This window comes from Spirillospora sp. NPDC052242, assembly GCF_040679555.1.
In the GTDB taxonomy this organism is placed as follows: Bacteria; Actinomycetota; Actinomycetes; order Streptosporangiales; family Streptosporangiaceae; genus Spirillospora.
In genome coordinates, this window is sequence record NZ_JBFAUZ010000062.1 from 1 (window position 1) to 15,296 (window position 15,296).

Here is a 15,296-nt window from a genome sequence, read left to right on the forward strand (position 1 = left end):
GCCGGCGGCGTCGACGGCGGCGCGGAACCGCCGCAGGTCGATGCACCCGTCGCCGAGCATGCCGCGCCCGGTCAGCACGCCCTCGGGCAGCGGGGTGATCCAGTCCGCGACCTGGAACAGCGCGATCCGGTCCTGCGCGCCCGCGCGGGCGATGCCGTCCCAGACCGCCGGGTCCCACCACAGGTGGTAGGTGTCGATCATGACGCCGACCTGGTCGGACGGGTGCGGGGCGGCCAGGTCGAGGGCCTGCGCGAGGGTCGTGACGACGCAGCGGTCCGAGCAGAACATCGGGTGCAGCGGCTCGATCGCGAGCCGCACCCCGTGTTCCCCCGCGTACGGGGCCAGCTCGGCGAGGACGTCCGCGACGCGGGCGAGGGCGCCGTCCAGGTCGCGGGAGCCCTCCGGCAGCCCGCCGCTGACCAGGCAGAGGGCGGGCGCCCCCAGCTCGGCGGCCTCCTCGATGGCGCGCCGGTTGACCGCCACGGCGTCCGGCTCCTGAAAGAACCCGCCCCGGCACAGGGACGTGACGGTCAGGCCGTGGTCGCGCACGAGCTTCGCCGTCCGCGCCGCGCCGTACTCGGCGACGGGTTCGCGCCACAGGCCGACGCCGGTGACCCCGGCGGCCGCGCATCCGGCGGCGAGGTCGGGCAGCGGCCAGTGCCGCGTCGTCCACTGGTTCAGGCTGAATCTCACGCGGCCGCTCCCTGGTCGATCCCCTGCACGGTCAGCCAGGCGCGCATCCGCTCCGCCGCCAGGTCCGGGTCGGGGAAGAGCCCGGCGGCGTCGGCCAGCTCGAACAGCCGCACCAGGTGCGGGACGGAACGCGCCGACTCCAGGCCCCCGACCATGCGGAAGTGCCGCTGGTGGCCGGCCAGCCAGGCCAGGAACACCACCCCGGTCTTGTAGTAGAAGGTCGGGGTCTCGAACAGGTGCCGGGCGAGCGGGAGCGTCGGCGCGAACGCCGCGTCGTAGGCGCCGGCGTCACCGGCGTCCAGCGCGCGCAGCGCCGCCGCGGCGGCGGGCGCGATCGGGTCGAAGATGCCGAGCAGCGCGTCGCTGTGCCCGGCCTCGTCGCCGCGGATCAGCTCCGGGTAGTTGAAGTCGTCCCCGGTGTACAGCCGCACGCCGTCCGGCAGCCGCCGCCGGAAGTCGATCTCGCGGCCGGCGTCCAGCAGCGAGATCTTGACGCCGTCGACCCGGGACGCGTGCGCGCCGATCAGGTCGAGCAGCGCGGACGCCGCGGCGTCCAGGTCCGCCGAACCCCAGTAGCCGTCCAGCGCCGGGTCGAACATCGGGCCCAGCCAGTGCAGCACGGCCGGGCGCCGCAGCTGCGGCAGCAGCCGCCCGTACACCGCCGCGTAGTCGTCGGGGGTGCGGGCCGACGCGGCGAGCTGGCGGCTGGCCATCAGGACGGGGACGGCGCCGGCGTCCTCGACGACCGCGAGCTGCTCCTCGTAGGCGGCGGCGATCGCGTCGAGCGGGGCCGGGCCGGGCGGGAGCTGGTCGGTGCCCGCGCCGCAGACGATGCGGCCCCCGGCGGCGCGGGCCTCCCGGCCGCTGCGGGCGATCAGCTCGCGGGTGACCGCCCAGTCCAGGCCCATGCCGCGCTGCGCGGTGTCCATCGCCTCGGCCACGCCGAGGCCGTGCGCCCACAGGTGGCGGCGGAACGCCAGGGTGGCGTCCCAGTCGAGGGTCCCGCCGGGCGCGCCGCCGCCGAACGGGTCGGCGACCACGTGCGCGGCGGCGTAGGCGACGCGCGACGCGAACGGCTCGGCGGACGCCGCGAACGCGCGCGGCTCCCCCATCGTGTACGGGACGACCGTCCCGTCCGGGCGCGGAAGGTCGAGCTTCACCGGGACAGCTCCGGGACCTCGAGGCGGCGGCCCTCCCGCCAGGCCCGCAGCCCCAGCTCGGCGAGCTGGACGCCGCGCGCCCCGGCGTAGAAGTCCCACGGGAACGGGGCGTCCTCGGCGACGTGCCGCAGGAACATCTCCCACTGCGTCTTGAACCCGTTGTCGAACTCGATGTTGTCGGGGACCTCCTGCCACTGCGAGCGGAAGTCCTCGGTGGCGGGCAGGTCGGGGTTCCACACCGGCTTCGGGGTCATGGAGCGGTGCTGGACGCGGCAGCGGCGCAGGCCCGCGACCGCCGAGCCCTCCGTGCCGTCCACCTGGAACTCCACGAGCTCGTCGCGGAACACCCGCGTCGTCCACGAGGAGTTGATCTGCGCGATGATCCCGCCGTCCAGCTCGAAGATGCCGTAGGCGGCGTCGTCGGCGGTCGCCTGGTAGGGCTTGCCGTCCTCGTCGAACCGCTCGGGGATGTGGGTGGCGCCGAGCACCTGCACCGACCGCAGCGGCGCGATGATCCCCTCCAGCACGTACCGCCAGTGGCAGAACATGTCGAGGATGATGCCGCCGCCGTCCTCGTCCCGGTAGTTCCAGCTGGGCCGCTGCGCCTCCTGCCAGTCGCCCTCGAACACCCAGTACCCGAACTCGCCGCGCACCGACAGGATCCGGCCGAAGAACCCGCCGTCGACCAGCCGCTTCAGCTTCAGCAGGCCCGGCAGGAACAGCTTGTCCTGGACGACGCCGTGCTTGACGCCCGCCTCCTCGGCCAGGCGCGCCAGCGCCAGGGCGTCCTCCAGGCCCTCGGCGGTCGGCTTCTCGGTGTAGACGTGCTTGCCGGCCGCGACGGCCGCGCGGATCGCGTCGACGCGCGCGCTGGTGACCTGCGCGTCGAAGTAGATCTCGGTGCCGGGCCGGGCGAGCGCCTCGGCCAGGTCGGTCGTCCACTCGGTGAGGCCGTGCCGCTCGGCGAGCTCGCGCAGCTTGACCTCGCTGCGTCCCACCAGCACCGGCTCCGGCCACAGCACGGTGCCGTCGGCCAGCCGCAGCCCGCCCCGCTCCCTGATCCCGAGGATCGAGCGGAGGAGGTGCTGGCGGTACCCCATCCGGCCGGTCACGCCGTTCATGACGATGCCGATGGACCTGCGTTCCATTCCTGTGCCTTTCGGTTGTCGTGTCGGTCGCGGCGGGCGGGATCCCGCGCGGAGTCCCGGTGCCGGTGCCGCGCGCGGGCTCCCGTTCCCGCCGTCCGTGCGATCGTCCGGGTCGGTCGTGCGGGTCAGTCGGCGGCGGCGCCGGCGCCCAGCAGGCCGCGGACCCGGTTGGTCACGCGGGCGAACTCGGGGCGCTCCATCGTCGCGGCGTACGCGCGCTCGGCGGGCAGGTCGACGTCGATGATCTCGGCGATCGTCCCGGGCCGGTCGGTCATCACCACGACGCGGTTCGCCAGGTAGGCGGCCTCGGCGATGGAGTGCGTGACCAGCAGGACGGTGGTGCCGGTCTCCCGCCAGATCCGGTTCATCTCGATGTTGAGCTGCTCGCGGGTGAGCGCGTCGAGCGCGCCGAACGGCTCGTCCATCAGCAGGACGGGCGGTTCGTGCAGCAGCGCGCGGCACAGCGCGACGCGCTGCTGCATGCCGCCCGACAGCTCGTGCGGGAGCGCGTCCTCGAACCCCTTCAGCCCGGTCATCTCGATGAGCTCGTCGGCGCGGCGGCGGGCCTGGTCGGCGGGCATGCGCCGCATCTCGGCCTGCAGCAGGATGTTGCGGCGGGCGCTGCGCCACTCCAGCAGCGCGGCCCGCTGGAACACGTAGCCGATGTCGTGGCGGGGGCCGCCGACGCGGTCGCCGCGCAGCCGGACGGTGCCCGACGACGGCTGCAGCAGCCCCGCCACCAGCTTCAGCATCGTGGACTTGCCGCACCCGGACGGCCCGACGATGGCGACGAACTCCCCCATCGGGACGTCCAGCGCGATGTCGCGCAGCGCGGTGACGTCGCGCTTGCGGCTGCGGAACCGCACGGCCACGTCGTCCAGCCGGACGGCGGGCTCGGTCCCGGCCGTGCCGGATTCGGTCGCTTTCTGGCTCATGGTCCTCATCGCTCGTCCCGTCGACTCGTACTGGTTCGCGGTGTCTTGGGCGGGTTCATCGCGTCCTGCCGGTGTGGATGTGGTCGGTCCGGGTCATCCCTGGCCGGACGGCGCCTGCCAGTACTCGGCCGGGTCCTTGGCCTCCTCGATGACGCCGGCCTGCTGGAAGGTGCTGATCGTCTGCCGCCAGTCGGCCTCGGCGTTGACGCCGGGCGCCTTGCCCTCGGTCGCCGGGGTGTGCAGCAGCTCGAGGGTGGACTTGAACTGCTCGGTCAGCACCTTGTCGGACGGCAGCTGCTGCGACGCGCCGGCCATGCTGGCGACGGCGCCGGCGGGGTCGGACGACGCGGCCGTCCAGGACTCGCTCGTGGCCGCGACCATCTTCTCGACCAGTTCCTTCTCGCCCTGGAGCTTGCGCTCGCCGACCATGAGGCCGTTGGAGAAGAAGTTCAGCCCGAAGTCGGCGTACCGCAGGTAGGACATCGGCTTGCCGGACTTCTCGTGGATCGTCGGGCCCTGGTCGTTGGCGAAGCCCATCAGCCCGTCGACGGTCTCCGACATCACCGCGGCCATCTTCCCGGCCGGGTCGGTGTTCTGGACGTTGACCTCGGCGGGGTCGATGCCGTTCTTCTCCAGGAACACCGGGAAGGTGCGCGACAGCGCGTCCCCGGCGGTGCCGGCGATCGTCTTGCCCTTGAGGTCGGCGGGCTTCTCGATCCCGGCGGACGCGAAGGACTGCACGGACGCGGGCGTGGTCTGCAGGTAGACGCCGAGGCTCTTGACCGGGACGCCCTTGTCGACGGCCGCGAGCAGCGCGGGGGTGTCGGCCCAGCCGAAGTCGGTCTGCCCGGCACCGGTGGCCTGCACGGTCTTCTGCGAGCCCTGCCCGGCCGTGATCTCCAGGGCGATGCCGTGCTTTTCGAAGATGCCCTTCTGCTTGCCGTAGTAGAACGGCGCGTGCTCGCCGTAGGGGTACCAGTTGAGCGTCAGGGTCACCTTGGTCAGCTTCTTGCCGGAGGCGCTGGTGACCTGGTCGGAGTCCCCGCCGCAGGCGGCGCCGGTGAGCGCGACGAGCGGGGCGAGCAGGGTTGCGGCGATGGTGCGGAGTCTCATGGGACGGCCCTCCGTGTTCGGGGTGGGGTGGTGTCGGCCCTTGCCTGGGGGTGGTGCCGAGGGGTGGTGCCGAGGTGGTCGGCGCCGGAACGGTCCAGGGACCGTGCCGCGCGGGCGGGGGGCGGTCAGTAGGTGGTGGTGACGGCGCCGTCGCGGCGGCTGGCGTGCCAGGGCAGCAGGAGCCGCTCGGCGACCTCGACGACCACGAACAGCGCGACGCCGATGGCGGACATGACCAGCAGCCCGGCGAACAGCATGGGGGTGTCGAGGTTGCCGTTGGCCTGCAGGATCACGTAGCCGAGTCCCTCGTTGGCGCCGACGAACTCGCCGACGACGGCGCCGGTGACGGCGAGGGTGACCGCGACCTTGAGGCCGGAGAACAGGTGCGGGAGGGAGGCGGGCAGCCGGATCTTCAGGAAGGTGGCCATCGGGCCGGCGCCCATCGTGGCCGACAGCTGCAGCATCTCCGGGTCCACCGACTTCAGCCCGGCGACCATGGAGATCACGACCGGGAAGAACGCGATCAGCACCGCGACGACGATCTTCGGGCCGATGCCGAAGCCCATCCACACCACGAACAGCGGCGCGATCGCGATCTTGGGGATGACCTGGGCGAACAGCAGGATCGGGTAGAGCGTGCGCTCGACCGTCGTCGAGTACACCATGATCACCGCGGCGAGGACGCCGACGGCGACGGCGATCGCGAAGCCGAGCAGCGTCTCGTAGGTGGTGACCCAGGTGTGCTGCCAGATGTAACCCCACTTGTCGGCCAGCACCTCGAACGTGGCGCCGGGCGAGGGCACCAGGTACTCGGCGACCAGCTTGAACGAGCTGACCGCCCACCAGGCGGCGAAGCACGCCACCAGCAGCGCGAGCGGCCGCCAGGTCTGCTCGGCGACGGCGGCGAAGCGCTCCCCCGCGCCGGGCCGGTCGCGTTCGACGACGCCCGGCGCGTCCGTCGCCGGGGTCGCGCTCGTCGTGCCCTGACTCACCATGGGTTCCTCCGGGGCGGTTGTTCAGAAAGCGCATTCAGAAAGCGCTTTCTGGTGTACGGTAAGAACCATCGACCACGCGGTCAAGAGGGTCGGCCGAAGATCCGCCGCGAAGTCGGCTGGAGCGAGGGGGCGGTGATGACGGAGGCGGCCGAGGAGTCCCGCACCGGCGACCGTGCGTCCGACCGTGCGCCGGATCGCGCGTACGTGACCCTGCAGGACGTCGCGCGGGAGGCCGGGGTCTCGCTCGCCACCGCGTCCCGGGTGCTGAACGGGACCTCGCAGGTCCGGACGGATCTGCGGGAGCGGGTGCTGGCCTCGGCGGCGTCGCTGCGGTACACGCCGAACGCGCACGCGCAGGCGCTGGCCAGCGCGTCCAGCACGTCCGTCGGGGTGATCTGCCACGACGTCAGCGACCCCTATTTCGCCGCGGTGGCCCGGGGCGTGATGACCACGGCCGCCGAGCACGGGATGCTGGTGATGCTGGCCAGCACGTTCCGCGATCCGGCCCGCGAGGTCGAGTACGTGGCGATGCTGCGCGCTCAGCGGGCCCGCGCGATCCTGCTGATCGGCTCGGGGTTCGAGGACCGCGAGTGGGAGCGTTCGCTGGGCGCGGAGCTGGAGCCCTACCAGCGGACGGGCGGGCGGGTCGCGGTGCTGAGCCGGCATCGGAGCCTGAAGGTCGACGCGGTGCTGCCGCAGAACCGGGAGGGCGCCTACGAGCTCGGCCGCGCGCTGCTCGACCTGGGGCACCGGGAGTTCGCGGTGCTGACCGGGCCGCGCGCGCTGACGACGGTGTCGGACCGGCTCGCCGGGTTCGCGGAGGCGCTGGCCGACGCGGGGGTGCCGCTGCCGGACGAGCGGATCGTCGAGGCCGCGTTCACCCGGGACGGCGGTTACGCGGCGGCGGCGGAGCTGCTGGCGCGCGGCGAGCGTCCGACGTGCGTGTTCGCGGTGACGGACGTGATGGCGGTCGGGGCGCTGACGGCGTTCCGGGACCGCGGGGTGCGGGTGCCGGAGGACGTGTCGCTGGCCGGGTTCGACGACATCCCGATCGTCGGGGACCTGACGCCGCCGCTGACGACCGTGGCGCTGCCGCTCGGGGAGATGGGCGAGCGGGTGATGGGCCTGGCGCTGCGCGAGCCCGCGGGCCGCCGCAGCCGCATCGAGCGGATCGCGGGCGAGGTCGTCCTGCGCGCCAGCACGGCCCCGCCCCGCGCGGCCGGCCGCTGAGCCCGTCGCCCGGTCGGCCTCGCCCCGGTCAGCGGCGGCAGGTCACCGGCGGCAGGTGCCGAGCCAGGCGAGGAGGGCGGCGGCCGCGTCCTCGGTGAGGGCGCCGGGCAGGTCGGAGCCGAACCGCCGCGCCGCCAGGGTGCGCAGCCGGGTGCCCGCGGCGGCGGTCCCGGCGGCGGCCGCGGCGGCGACGAGGGCGGGCGGCCCGTACTCGGTGCGGTCGCGCCGGGCGGCGGCGCCGGACGCGGCGGCGGCGAGCAGCACGCGGGGGATCATGCCCTGCGGCGCGCCGCGGTCGGGAACGGCGGGGTGCTTGTCGAGGCCGACCTCGCCGGCGGCCATGAGGACGTGCGCGGCGCGGACGCCGGGACGGGCGAGCAGCCGCGCGGGGCCGGGGTCGCCGCGGTGGGCCCGCAGGGCGAGCGCGGTGAGTCCCGCGGTGCTGCGGCAGCCCGTGGCGGCGCCGAGGGCGGCGGCGCGCAGCAGGGACGGGCGCCGCGCGGGCTCGGGGTCGCCGGGGCGGCGGTCGCGTTCGTCGGCGCGGAACGTCGCGGCGAGGGTGGCGTGGGTCGTCATGCCGTAGGCCAGGTGCGGGATCGCGTCGGCGGCCCAGTCCGCGCGGCTCCAGCGCCGCGGGTCGGTGATCGCCAGGCGCGCCGCGGGCAGGTCGGCGGCGGCCATCGCGGCGGCGCCCAGCAGCGGCCCGCCGATCACGGAGGGGAGCCGGACCCCGGTTGCGCGCAGGGCTCCGGCCAGGCCGCCCACGGCGAGGCCGGCGAGGGTGCCGCCGAGGGCGCCGGCGGCCTCGAGCCGGTCGCCGCGTTCGCGGTCGTCGCCCGGGACGGGCGTGCCGGTGCGGTCGGCGAGCTCGGCGGCGACGGCGTCCGGGGTGCGGCTCGGGGGCCGGCCTCGCACGGCCATGTCGGCGTGGGTGGTCGCGTTGAGCGCGGTGGTGCCGGCGGCGCCGGCCGCGGCGCCGCGCAGGAAGCCTCTGGTCACTGTGGTCACGGCCCGGGGGCTACCCGGACCGGCGGCGCTTACCCCGGGTGCGCGGCGTTTCGGTGCGCGATGCCCGGTGCGTGCGGGTCGCCGGGCCGGTGCCCGCGTGTTCAGGCGGGCGGGGTGTACTCCAGGCCGAGCATGCCGGCGAGGTCGCGGAGGGTCGCCTCGTAGATCGGGGCGACGTCGGAGTAGATGAAGTCCAGCTGGTTGAGGACCTCCATGCACAGCAGGCCCCACAGCCGGATCCAGCAGGTCATGGCGACGTGCAGGGCCTCGGGGGGCAGGCGGTGGCCCCGGGCCTCGGCGTAGGCGGCCAGCTGCGCGCGGACGGACGGGTCCAGTTCGTCCGGCGCGGGGACGGGGAAGGGCGCGGCGGCCCACAGGTCCTCGAGCTGCCCGAGGAAGACCATCCCGAAGTCGTCGGCGGCCCGGTTGCGGGGGGTGTCGGGGTGCAGCCGCGCGGACTGGGCGGAGGGGACGGCGGCGGCGAAGATCCATCCGAACTCGGCCGGGTGGGCGACCGCCCAGCCGCGCATGGCGCGGCAGGTGGCCAGGAGGCGTTCGCCGGTCGCGGCGTCCGCGCGGGCGTCGCGGGCGTTCTCCATGACGGCGGTCAGCTCGCGGAAGAAGTCGGCGGTGACGGCCGCGACGAGCTCGTCGTGCGAGGAGAAGTAGTGGTACAGGGCGGGGCCGCTCATGCCGACCTCGCGGGCGACGGCGTTGATCGTCACGGCGGCGGGCCCGCGGGTGGTCAGCAGGCGGCGAGCGGCCTCCCGGATCTCGGCGAGCGTGGCCTCCCGGAGCCTGGCGCGCCGGGTGGAGTGCTGTGCGGCCATGAACGTCCTTTCTCGGCGACCTTGACACCCTAGCGCCCCTATGTTTCCTTAGGGCCTCTAGAAGTTTTAGAGCCTCTAAGGAGGAGATGGGCCGTGAAGACGCGCAACCCGCTGGCGGGGGTGTTCGCGAAGTACCGGCTGGAGGCGACGGTCGCCGAGACCGGGGACGTGACGCCGACGATGCGGCGGATCCGGCTGGTGGCCGACGAGCCGATCGCCTTCCCGTACACGCCCGGGCAGCACGTCCGGGTCGAGCTGATGGACCCGCGGTCGGTGCAGGGGCTGCTGCGCCCGGGAGAGACGCTGCGCACGTACACGATCTGGGACCTCGACCGGGACGCGGGCGCCGTGGAGCTGCGCGCGCACCTGTACGACGGGGACGGCATCGGCCTGCGGTGGGCGCGCACGGCCGCGCCGGGCGACCGGGTGCCGCTGTGGTGGCCGCAGGGCTCGCTGTCCACCCGTCCGGCGCCGTTCTACGTGTTCGTCGGGGAGGAGACGGCGAGCGCGGCGTTCGGGCCGATGCTGCGGGCGCTGGACGCGTCGGCGCGGGTGTTCGGGGTGCTGGAGAGCGAGTCGCCCGACCACGACATGCCGCTGCCGGGCCCGCACCGGCTGCGGCGCGTCCACCGGCACGGCGCACCGGCCGCGTCGTCGCCGACGCTGGCGGCGGCGGTCGCGGACCTGGACCTGCCCGGCGCCGACGGCGCCGCCTACGTCGCCGGCGAGGCCCGCACCTGCCAGCTGGTCCGCGACCACCTGGTCCGCGAGCGCGGCTGGGACCGCCGGTCGATCAAGGTCAAGCCGTTCTGGGCCCCGGGCAAGCGCGGCCTGCACTGACCCCGGGGACGGGGTCCGCGCGTCAGGGCGGGCCGAGGACGGCGGGCGCGGCCAAGGCGCGGGCGGCGTCGGCGAAGAACTCCTCGGTCGCGTCGGGCGCCAGCCCGAACGTCACGCCCTGGCTCAGGCCGACGAGCAGCGCGCGCAGGGCGGTGGCCAGCCTCCCGGCCTGCGCCGGGGTGACCGCGGCGGGCGGCGGGCCGTGCAGGCGGCCGGTGAACAGCGCGGCGAGCCGCTCCTCGTGGGCCCGGACGGACGCGGCCAACCGCGCGTGCAGGTCGGGGTCGCGCAGCGCCATGTCCTGCAGGCTGAGCTGGAACGACAGCTGCCGCACCGCGTCGGGGGCCTCACAGGTCCGGCGGTAGTGGCGCGCGAACGCGTCGACGGCCCCGGCGAGGTCGAGGTCGCCGGGGACGGCGGCGTCGAACCCGGCGTAGTACGGGGCGAGCTCGTCGGCGACCAGCTCGACGAACAGGGCGTTCTTGCTGCCGAACAGCGAGTAGACCGCGCCGGTGGTCAGGTCCGCGCGCCGCGCGATGTCCTCGAGCCTGGCGCGGTGGCCGTCCCGCGACACCGCCTCGCGGGCGGCGTCCAGCAGCGCGCGCCGGTTGCGCTCCTTGGTCTGCGCCCTCGTCAGCCTCATAATCTCATTATTACAGTAATCTGATTATCGAGAGGGAGGGTGCGATGGACATCAGGGACGAGATCGCGGCGGAGCGGCGGGAGCTGGCGGCGATGCTGGAGGCGCTGCCCGCGGCGAGCTGGGACGCGCCGAGCCTGTGCGGCGGGTGGCGGGTGCGGGAGGTCGCCGCCCACATGTCCATGGGGTTCCGGTACTCGTTCGCCAAAGTGGCGACCGAGCTGGTCAGGGCGCGGGGGCTGCACCGGATGACCGACCGCCTCGCCCGCCGGGACGCGGCGGCGATGACGCCCGCCGAGATGGCCGCCGCGCTGCGGGACAACGCGCGCCACCCGTGGAAGCCGCCCGTCGGCGGGATCACCGCGGCGCTCGGCCACGACGTCGTCCACGGGCTGGACGTCAGCGTCGCGCTGGGGCTGGACCGCCGGGTGCCGCACGAGCGCGTGCGTCCGCTGCTGGAGAACGTCACGCCCAGGACGGCGAAGTTCTTCGGGGCCGACCTCGGCGGCGTGGAGCTGCGCGCCGACGACCTCGACTGGTCGTTCGGGAGCGGGACTCCGCTGACGGGCTCCGCCCAGGACCTGCTGCTCGTCGCCTACGGCCGCGCGCTGCCGCCCGGACGGCTGGGCGGCGACGCCCGCGAGCGGTTCACCCTGCGGGACGCGGGCCGGGCCGCCTGACGTCCCGCTCCCTCCCGCTCCCCCTGCGCTCTCCCGGGGGTGTCTTGGCCCGCGCATTGCCTTACCCGCGGGCCGAGGGGGAAGTGAGCCGTCGGAACACCCGGAGAGAGCACAGGGAGCGGAGCATCATGGTGAAGCAGCTGCAGAAGATGGGCCTGTCGTCGAACGCCCTGTACGCGATGGGGTTCGCCTCGATCGGCCTGTCGGTGGCCGCGTGGGCCGGGTCGCTGCAGATCGAGTCGGCGGGCATGGAGCGGGCGGACCGCTGGGGCATCTTCGTCGGGCAGTGGGCGCCGACCTTCTTCGCGCTGGGCTGCGCGATGCGCATGGAGGAGCAGTGGGGCTCCCGGGGCCGGCACGAGGAGTCGGCGTACGAGGCCGGGGAGATCCGCGAGCCCATGCACGTCGGCTGAACGCACGTCGGCTGAACGCACGCCGGCTGAACGCACGCCGGCTGAACGCACGCCGGGCGGGGCGCGGTCAGGGAACGAGCGCGCCGGCGCGGGCGGCCGCGCAGGCCGCCGCGGCGGCGCGGTCGGCGGCCGCCTCGTCCGGCGGCTCGCCGGTGACGAACAGCCGGTAGTACAGGGGCGCCACCGCGATCCGGACGACCTCGGCGGCGTCCGTCCCGGGCGGGACGTCGCCGCGCGCGACGGCCCGCTCGACGACGACCGCGGACTGCTCGTGGCGGCGCGCGAAGAACCGGTGCAGGGCGTGCGCGGCGGCGTCGCTCTGCCCGGCGGCCAGCACGAACGCGCGGGAGACCGGGCCCTCCCGCGGGTCGGCGAACCCGTCGCGGACGAGCCGGGCGAGGGCGCGCAGGTCGCCGTCCAGGGTGCCGGTGTCGGGGATCGGCCAGGGTTCGGTGGAGGCGATCTCGAGGGCGTCGGCGACGAGCCCGTCGGCGTCGCCCCAGCGCCGGTAGACGGTCGTCTTGTGGACTCCGGAGCGGGCGGCGACGCCCTCGACCGTCAGGCCCCGGTAGCCGTGCTCGGCGAGTTCGGCGAGGGTCGCGCCGCGGACGGCGTCGCGGACGCGGGCCGTCCGGCCGCCCGGCCGGACGCGTCCGGGCCCGGCGGCGTCCCGTGGCTCCCGCGCGTTCATGCCGCGAATCTAACACAACAAAAGTTGCGTTAGTCTTCTCGTCGCACGCCCGGCGACCGGAGGACAGATGCCGCACGTCACGATCGAGGAACTGAAGGTGTCGGGCCCCGGCGAGGGCCCGTACGCGATCACCGCGGGCCCGGACGGCGCCCTGTGGTTCACGCTCGTGCACGCCGGCCGGATCGGCCGCGTGACGCCGGGCGAGCGGGCCGTCCTGTATCCCGCCGAACCCTTCGACGGCGACCCGATGATCATCACCGCGGGCCCCGACGGGGCGCTGTGGTTCACCGAGTTCCAGGGGAACCGCATCGGCCGCGTCGACGCCGACGGCCGGGTCGACCGCCGTCCGGTGCCCGGCGGCGGCCCCTGCGGGATCGCGGCGGGCCCGGACGGCGCCCTGTGGTTCACCCTCATGCACACCGGCGAGCTCGGCCGGATCGACGCGGACGGCGCGATCACGCGCGTGCCCGTGCCCGTCCCGGGCGGCATGCCGTCGATGATCGCCGCCGGGCCGGACGGGGCGCTGTGGTTCACCCTCAACCAGGGCGACGCGATCGGCCGCGCGACGCCCGCCGGCGACGTGACCGTCCACCCGCTGCCGCACGCGGGCGCCGCGCCCGTCGGGATCGCCGCGGGCCCCGACGGGGCGCTGTGGTTCACCGAGATCGGCGCGGGCCGGATCGGGCGGATCACCACGGACGGCCGGGTCACCGAGTTCGCGCTGCCCGACCCGGCGGCGCGCCCGCACGCGATCACGCCGGGCCCGGACGGCGCCCTGTGGTTCACCGAGTGGGGCACCGCGCACGTGGGCCGCGTGACCGTGGACGGCGCCGTCGAGGAGCACCCGCTGCCGACGCCGGGCTGCGAACCGCACGGCATCGCCGCCGGGCCCGACGGGGCCCTGTGGGTGGCGCTGGAAACCGGCGCGCTCGCCCGCGTCCACCCCGGCTGACCGGCCGTCCGGGGGAAAACCGGTTGGCACGCGGGGCGCCGTTCGTTAGAACGGTCCGCATGCTCCGCAAGTACCCCCGCACCCGGCATATCGAGGGATCCCGGCTGCAGCCGGGCGACCACGACCTGGCGGCGGCGCCGTTCCGGGAGGTCGCCGGGCGTTTCCTGGTGGTGGAGGAGAAGCTGGACGGCGCCAACGCCGGCGTCAGCTTCACCGCCGGCGGGGAGCTGCGGCTGCAGAGCCGCGGGCACTACCTGACCGGCGGCCCCCGGGAACGGCAGTTCGGGCCGCTGAAGGCGTGGGCGGCGTCGGTCCAGCACGTGCTGTGGGAGCGGCTGCGCGACCGGTACGTCATGTACGGCGAGTGGCTGTACGCCAAGCACACCGTCTTCTACGACGCGCTCCCCCACTACTTCTGCGAGTTCGACGTCCTCGACACCGCCGACGGGACGTTCCTGTCGACGGCGCGGCGCCGGGAGCTGCTGGCGGGGACGCCGGTGGTGCAGGTCCCGGTCCTGCACGAGGGGCCCGTCGGCGACCTGGCGGAGCTGACGGCGCTCGTCGGGCCGTCCAAGTGCCGGACGCCGCGCTGGCGGGACGCACTGCGCGCGGCGGCGGAGGCGGGCGGCGCCGATCCCGCCCAGGTGGAGAAGGAGACCGACGGCGCCGAGGAGATGGAGGGCCTCTACCTGAAGGTGGAGGAGGACGGCCGGACCGTCGACCGGTTCAAGTGGGTCCGGGCTAGCTTCCTGACGGCCATCCTGGACTCGGGGACGCACTGGCGGGAGCGTCCGATCGTCGCCAACGGACTCGCCGACCCGGGGGTGCTGTATGCGGGTGTTCGCTGAGCTGTGCCCGGCGCCGCCGAACTGGGAGGTGCCGTGGCCGGAGATCCGGGACGCGTTCGCGTGGGTGCGCGACATGGCGGGCGTGCCGCAGGACGCCGTCTACCACGGTGAGGGCGACGTCGAGGTGCACACGCGGATGGCGTGCGAGGCGCTGGCGGAGCTGCCGGGGTGGCGGGCGCGCCCGGCGGACGAGCGGGTGCGGCTGTTCGCGACGGTCCTGATGCACGACGTGGCGAAGCCGTACTGCACCCGCACCGAGGACGACGGGCGCATCACCGCGCGCGGGCATTCGCGGCGCGGCGACCTGATGGTGCGGCGGATCCTGTGGGAGATGGGCGCGCCGGTCGCGTGGCGCGAGCACGTGGCCGCGCTGATCCGGCACCACCAGGTGCCGTTCTGGGCGCTGGAGCGGCCGGACCTGCAGCGGATCGCGTTCCGGGTGAGCCTGCTGGCCCGCAACGACGACCTGGTGCTGCTGGCGTCGGCCGACATCCTCGGCCGGATCTGCCCCGACACCGAGGAGCTGCTCGACAACGTCGGCCTGTACGGGGAGTACTGCGCCGAGCAGGACTGCCTGGACGGGCCGCGCGCGTTCCCGTCCGACCACGCCCGGTTCTGGTACTTCCGCAAGCCGGACCGCGACCCCGGCTACGCCGCTTACGACGACACGCGGCTGACCGCGACGATCCTGTCGGGGCTGCCCGGCGCCGGCAAGGACACCTGGATCGCGGCGAACCGCCCGGACGTGCCGGTGGTGAGCCTGGACCGGCTGCGCACGGAGATGGGCGTGTCGCCCGCCGGGGACCAGCGGGCGGTGGCGGCGGCCGCGCACGAGCTGGCGCGCGGGCACCTGCGGGCCGGGCGGTCGTTCGTGTGGAACGCCACGAACGTGTCGCGGCAGCAGCGCGAGCTGTGCACGGGCCTGGTCGCCGGGTACCGGGGGCGGGTCGAGGTGGTGGCGCTGGAGGCGCCGCCGGAGGTGCTGCGGGGCCGCAACCGGGGCCGCGCCGCGCCCGTCCCGGACGCGGTGATCGACCGGCTCGTCCGCCGGTGGGAGACGCCCGACCCGACCGAGGGCCACCGCGTCGACTGGCTGAGCACGGCCTGATCCGCGACCGGC

The 15,296-nt window shown here is 74.9% G+C and carries 17 protein-coding genes; 7 read left to right on the forward strand and 10 right to left on the reverse strand.

Annotated features, from left to right (window positions below; all coding sequences use genetic code 11):
* From AB0L25_RS35825 to AB0L25_RS35850, 6 genes are all read right to left on the reverse strand, one after another.
* The coding region (locus tag AB0L25_RS35825) for a sugar phosphate isomerase/epimerase family protein (RefSeq protein ID WP_500177436.1) at window positions 1–693 on the reverse strand (693 nt) is incomplete at its 3' end.
* Complete coding sequence (locus tag AB0L25_RS35830) at window positions 690–1,805, reverse strand: DUF993 family protein (protein WP_500177509.1); 1,116 nt, start codon at window positions 1,803–1,805, stop codon at window positions 690–692. The genes AB0L25_RS35825 and AB0L25_RS35830, both read right to left, overlap by 4 nt.
* Window positions 1,806–1,849: 44 nt before the next feature.
* Window positions 1,850–3,001, reverse strand: coding sequence for a Gfo/Idh/MocA family protein (locus tag AB0L25_RS35835; protein WP_500177438.1), 1,152 nt, complete (start codon window positions 2,999–3,001; stop codon window positions 1,850–1,852).
* 125 nt (window positions 3,002–3,126) lie between these two features.
* Window positions 3,127–3,936, reverse strand: a complete 810-nt coding sequence (locus AB0L25_RS35840) for an ABC transporter ATP-binding protein (RefSeq protein WP_500177439.1) — start codon at window positions 3,934–3,936, stop codon at window positions 3,127–3,129.
* Between the two features lie 93 nt (window positions 3,937–4,029).
* Window positions 4,030–5,049: an ABC transporter substrate-binding protein gene (locus AB0L25_RS35845; protein WP_500177440.1), complete on the reverse strand. Its 1,020-nt coding sequence runs from the start codon at window positions 5,047–5,049 to the stop codon at window positions 4,030–4,032.
* Between the two features lie 125 nt (window positions 5,050–5,174).
* Window positions 5,175–6,044, reverse strand: coding sequence for an ABC transporter permease (locus AB0L25_RS35850; protein ID WP_500177441.1), 870 nt, complete (start codon window positions 6,042–6,044; stop codon window positions 5,175–5,177).
* A gap of 135 nt (window positions 6,045–6,179) precedes the next feature.
* Between AB0L25_RS35850 and AB0L25_RS35855 the strand changes: the two genes are divergently transcribed.
* The gene (locus AB0L25_RS35855) at window positions 6,180–7,274 is read left to right on the forward strand and encodes a LacI family DNA-binding transcriptional regulator (RefSeq protein ID WP_500177442.1); all 1,095 of its coding nucleotides are present in this window, start codon (window positions 6,180–6,182) and stop codon (window positions 7,272–7,274) included.
* Window positions 7,275–7,316: 42 nt separating this feature from the next.
* Here the strand turns inward: AB0L25_RS35855 and AB0L25_RS35860 are convergent, their stop codons facing one another.
* Window positions 7,317–8,282, reverse strand: a complete 966-nt coding sequence (locus AB0L25_RS35860; RefSeq protein WP_500177443.1) for a hypothetical protein — start codon at window positions 8,280–8,282, stop codon at window positions 7,317–7,319.
* A 101-nt stretch (window positions 8,283–8,383) separates the two neighbouring features.
* Entirely contained in the window at window positions 8,384–9,112 is a 729-nt protein-coding gene (locus AB0L25_RS35865; protein ID WP_500177444.1) for a TetR/AcrR family transcriptional regulator, read from the reverse strand.
* Window positions 9,113–9,205: 93 nt separating this feature from the next.
* Between AB0L25_RS35865 and AB0L25_RS35870 the strand changes: the two genes are divergently transcribed.
* Window positions 9,206–9,952, forward strand: a complete 747-nt coding sequence (locus AB0L25_RS35870; RefSeq protein WP_500177445.1) for a siderophore-interacting protein — start codon at window positions 9,206–9,208, stop codon at window positions 9,950–9,952.
* Between the two features lie 22 nt (window positions 9,953–9,974).
* Here AB0L25_RS35870 and AB0L25_RS35875 read toward each other — a convergent pair whose 3' ends face one another.
* The gene (locus AB0L25_RS35875; protein ID WP_500177446.1) at window positions 9,975–10,595 is read right to left on the reverse strand and encodes a TetR/AcrR family transcriptional regulator; all 621 of its coding nucleotides are present in this window, start codon (window positions 10,593–10,595) and stop codon (window positions 9,975–9,977) included.
* 44 nt (window positions 10,596–10,639) lie between these two features.
* Here AB0L25_RS35875 and AB0L25_RS35880 point away from each other — a divergent pair, with 44 nt between their 5' ends.
* Both AB0L25_RS35880 and AB0L25_RS35885 read left to right on the forward strand, forming a co-directional pair.
* Entirely contained in the window at window positions 10,640–11,272 is a 633-nt protein-coding gene (locus AB0L25_RS35880) for a maleylpyruvate isomerase family mycothiol-dependent enzyme (RefSeq protein WP_500177447.1), read from the forward strand.
* Window positions 11,273–11,400: 128 nt separating this feature from the next.
* Window positions 11,401–11,685 (forward strand): hypothetical protein, encoded by a 285-nt coding sequence (locus AB0L25_RS35885; protein WP_500177448.1) that lies wholly within the window; start codon window positions 11,401–11,403, stop codon window positions 11,683–11,685.
* A gap of 67 nt (window positions 11,686–11,752) precedes the next feature.
* On the opposite strand, the gene AB0L25_RS35890 is transcribed toward AB0L25_RS35885, so the two are convergent.
* Complete coding sequence (locus tag AB0L25_RS35890) at window positions 11,753–12,376, reverse strand: TetR/AcrR family transcriptional regulator (protein WP_500177449.1); 624 nt, start codon at window positions 12,374–12,376, stop codon at window positions 11,753–11,755.
* 67 nt (window positions 12,377–12,443) lie between these two features.
* On the opposite strand from AB0L25_RS35890, the gene AB0L25_RS35895 reads away from it, so the two are divergent.
* The 3 genes from AB0L25_RS35895 to AB0L25_RS35905 are packed head-to-tail and all read left to right on the forward strand — an operon-like array spanning window position 12,444 to window position 15,284.
* Window positions 12,444–13,328 (forward strand): Vgb family protein, encoded by an 885-nt coding sequence (locus AB0L25_RS35895; protein ID WP_500177450.1) that lies wholly within the window; start codon window positions 12,444–12,446, stop codon window positions 13,326–13,328.
* Window positions 13,329–13,387: 59 nt separating this feature from the next.
* Entirely contained in the window at window positions 13,388–14,176 is a 789-nt protein-coding gene (locus tag AB0L25_RS35900; RefSeq protein ID WP_500177452.1) for an RNA ligase family protein, read from the forward strand.
* A complete protein-coding gene (locus AB0L25_RS35905) occupies window positions 14,160–15,284 on the forward strand; it encodes an AAA family ATPase (RefSeq protein WP_500177454.1) in 1,125 nt (374 codons plus the stop codon). The genes AB0L25_RS35900 and AB0L25_RS35905 overlap by 17 nt, the downstream gene beginning before the upstream one ends.
* Window positions 15,285–15,296: the final 12 nt, after the last annotated feature.